General features: G+C 56.4%; 4 protein-coding genes. 1 reads left to right on the forward strand and 3 read right to left on the reverse strand.

Going from position 1 to position 3,245, the window contains the following annotated elements:
• From ACFDSS_RS14250 to ACFDSS_RS14260, 3 genes are all read right to left on the reverse strand, one after another.
• On the reverse strand, window positions 1-665 hold a 665-nt coding region (locus ACFDSS_RS14250; RefSeq protein WP_375256379.1), incomplete at its 3' end, for an EamA/RhaT family transporter.
• Between the two features lie 20 nt (window positions 666-685).
• On the reverse strand, window positions 686-1,582 hold the full coding sequence (locus ACFDSS_RS14255) for a fatty acid desaturase (protein ID WP_375256380.1): 897 nt from the start codon (window positions 1,580-1,582) through the stop codon (window positions 686-688).
• Window positions 1,575-1,778: a DUF2061 domain-containing protein gene (locus tag ACFDSS_RS14260; RefSeq protein ID WP_375256381.1), complete on the reverse strand. Its 204-nt coding sequence runs from the start codon at window positions 1,776-1,778 to the stop codon at window positions 1,575-1,577. Before ACFDSS_RS14260 ends, ACFDSS_RS14255 begins: the two co-directional genes overlap by 8 nt.
• 102 nt (window positions 1,779-1,880) lie before the next feature.
• Between ACFDSS_RS14260 and ACFDSS_RS14265 the strand changes: the two genes are divergently transcribed.
• Entirely contained in the window at window positions 1,881-2,762 is an 882-nt protein-coding gene (locus tag ACFDSS_RS14265) for a helix-turn-helix domain-containing protein (RefSeq protein ID WP_375256382.1), read from the forward strand.
• Window positions 2,763-3,245: the final 483 nt, after the last annotated feature.

Here is a 3,245-nt window from a genome sequence, read left to right on the forward strand (position 1 = left end):
ACTTTGGTAATCTGACCCGCATCGCGAAATCGCATCCATAGCGCCATGCCCAAGGCCTGAGACGTGGTGACACAAGCCAAGGTCAACGCCGCCCGCAAAAACGTATCGTCCAAAGGCAAAGCATGGCTGGCACCGCGATACCCAACGGCTGAAAACGCAAACAACAGCCCCGCGCCCAACCCCAGACCGGACGCCTTGTTGAACAACCGCTGGCCAAGCCGTCCCTTGGCCTGAGGCGCATCGACCAGCAGCAGAACACCAATCAACCCAATCAGGATCGCTCCGAACCCGGCCCACGACACGCGGTCCCCAAGCACCACAAACCCCACCAAAACGGACTGCACCGTCTCGGTTTTTTTCAACGTAATGCCGACCGCGAAATTGCGATGCTTGAATAACGCCACCACGGAAATCGTTGCCAATACCTGCGCCAAACCGCCAAAAAGCGCATAAAACCAGAAGGTTACGGGAAGAGAGGGAAGACCGATCCCGCTGACATTCGAATACAGCAACACCAGCACCCAAACCAATGGTGCCGAATAGACAAACCGCGAAAACGTCGCGCCCGTTGCGGTCAGATTGCCGGCGCTCAGCACCTTTTGCAGCATGAAACGCACGTTTTGAAACGCGGCGGCGGCGATTGCGATGGGGATCCAAAGTTCCATCCCCTCTCAATGCCTCGGATTTACGACTTAGGCCAGAGCGGATGCGGCACCGGATCCTTCGCTTTGAAAAAGAACTTTCCGAAAATCTCGGCGTAGTTGCGGAACCGATACCCGTCATTGCGCGTCAGATACTTATCCGGATCGGCAAAATAGCGCTTTGGCAAATGATACCAGGCCACGCGTGGGTGCATGTGATGCACGGCGTGGAAATTATTGTTCAAAAACAACAAGGCCAACAGCCCCCGATCCTCAATCACCACAGTCCGCCCGCTGGTCCTCTCATGGGCGCGATGTTCCAGATAGGTGCGAATTTTTAGGATCGACAAAGACGCATAAGCCGAAATCAAAAACGCCCAGAGCGGCATCGCCGACAGGCTCACAATCCACCACAGAACCAGCGCCAATGCAGGTCCATGCCAAACCCACGCCATTAAAACAGCGCGATCACCGGCACGAATGGCCCGCAGGTCTCCGCGCACAAAGGCAATCTGCGCCACGCTCGGTCCCAACACCATCCGGCCCGCCAAAGTATTGTTCAGCAGCAATACCTGCCGCCACCACGCCGAAAAGCCGGCCCAAACCTTGGGGTCCTGAAAATTCGTCTCGGGATCATCGTAGGGGTCGGTCAAATTGGCATCCTGATGATGCTCTAAGTGACTGTCACGAAAGCGAATATAGGGGATCGCCACCGTAAGGGCGGGAAAAACCAATGCCTCGTTCACGGCCTTCCACGGCGTCGGATGTCCGTGCAGAACTTCGTGCTGCAACGACGAATGCTGCGTGCCCGCCAGCGCGACAACCAGCATCGCCAACGGCAACGACCACGCGGCGATCCAGAGCGTCGCAACGGCCCAAATCGCATAGGTGGCGATCAACACCCAAATCGTCGGCCACTCGATCTTGCCGGGTTCAGACATGCCGCCCCCAACGAATATTGGCCCAGACCCGCTCGTAGCCAAGATACATGCAAAATCCGACGACAGTGTTCACCACGGCAATAAATCCGCCCGTCGCGACTGAACCGGTTAAAACAAAGCCAACCAAAGACATAACCGCCAGCCCGATGGCGTTCCAAACCAATGCCTTCACGATGGATCGTTTCCGCGTTTCCATATCGTCCCCAAATCTTGCGAGATCACAAATACGTCAGATCTTCCCGTTGCGAAATTCAGATAGGGATTAACAAAAAGCCCCAATTGGTGATATAATTCACCAATGCAGAATTTTTTCACGAAATCCTACCGCGCAGAGCTGTTTCGCGAGCGTTTGCAGCAAGCAATGCAAGACGCAGGCAGCAACCAAAGCCACCTGTCGCGCGAAGCGGGGGTTGATCGCTCGACAATCTCGCAACTGCTCAAATCAGATGGCCCCCGCCTGCCCAACGCCCATTTGATCGCCCAATGCGCCAGCATCCTCGGGGTCTCCGCCGACTGGCTGCTTGGCATCACCGACAAAAAGGAAAGCGCGGCGGATCTTCTGGCGGCGTCCATGAAGATGACCGAGGCCTCCCGCGCCCTGATCGACGAGCAAATCTTCCAATGGCATCAAGAGGCCGCGGGCTACAAAATCCGCCACGTCCCTGCCGGATTGCCCGACATGCTCAAAACCAATGCCATGTTGGAATGGGAATACGCCCCCTCTCTCGGACGCTCAACGACCCAAGCCATAAGCGATTCCGAAAGCCGCCTTGAATTGATGCGCCGCGCGCGCTCGGACTACGAAATCGCAGTGCCCCTGCACGATCTCCTCTCATTCGCGCGCGCCGAGGGCTACTACGCGGGCCTTCCTCTTGAAACACGCCTCGCCCAGATCGATTACATCCACGACCTAACAACCGAGCATTACCCATCGCTGAGGCTTTGCTTGTTTGACGCACGACGGCTCTATTCAGCACCGGTCACGATTTTTGGCCCGCTGCTCGCGGTGATTTACCTCGGCCAGAACTACCTCGCCTTCCGAGATCACACCCGCGTCGATTCCATCACCGCCCATTTTGATACATTGGTCAGAAACGCCCACGTCCCCGCACGGGACATGCCCATAATGTTAGAGCGTTTGCGCCGCGACCTGAGTACATCCAAAACCCCTAGTCTGTAATCATCAGTGCCGGCGCGAAAGATGAACAGATCGAAACTCTCGCCGGACACCGCTTTGCCCATCGCAAAGGTCGTCACCCGCGGCAACCGCATGATCGCGGTGTTTTCTGTCATCACCTGCGCCCAAAGTCGGGAAGCAGGATCATGTTCGCGCCCCTCGGCTGGCTGCCAAACAAGCCGAAAAGCGTCGATTACTTCTTCAAATTCAATCTCTTGGCTAAACCGAACACCAACTTGTTCACGACAATCGGGATCTTTCAAACAGGCCCGTAGCTACCTGTCAAACGCAAGCTCACCAGCCCGCGGCGCGCGAGTGCCCAGTATCTGAGCACCAATCGCGTGTGAGAGAATCACGCAATCTGACCGAACAGCTCCGTGCATCATCTGCACCACCGCACAGTCCTCCAATATCCTCGTCTCTGCGACCCTTTCTTCCTTCGCAAAGAAACCCGAGCACCTCTGCTCCTCACCCAGCCCGTGAAAG

This window comes from Yoonia sp., assembly GCF_042093035.1.
Lineage (GTDB): Bacteria > Pseudomonadota > Alphaproteobacteria > Rhodobacterales > Rhodobacteraceae > Yoonia.

What these genes read in the sequence shown, in the direction of transcription:
- ACFDSS_RS14255 (WP_375256380.1), bottom strand. Translation starts at nt 1,582, where the DNA reads ATGTCTGAACCCGGCAAGATCGAGTGGCCGACGATTTGGGTGTTGATC.
- ACFDSS_RS14260 (WP_375256381.1), bottom strand. Translation starts at nt 1,778, where the DNA reads ATGGAAACGCGGAAACGATCCATCGTGAAGGCATTGGTTTGGAACGCC.
- ACFDSS_RS14265 (WP_375256382.1), top strand. Translation starts at nt 1,881, where the DNA reads ATGCAGAATTTTTTCACGAAATCCTACCGCGCAGAGCTGTTTCGCGAG.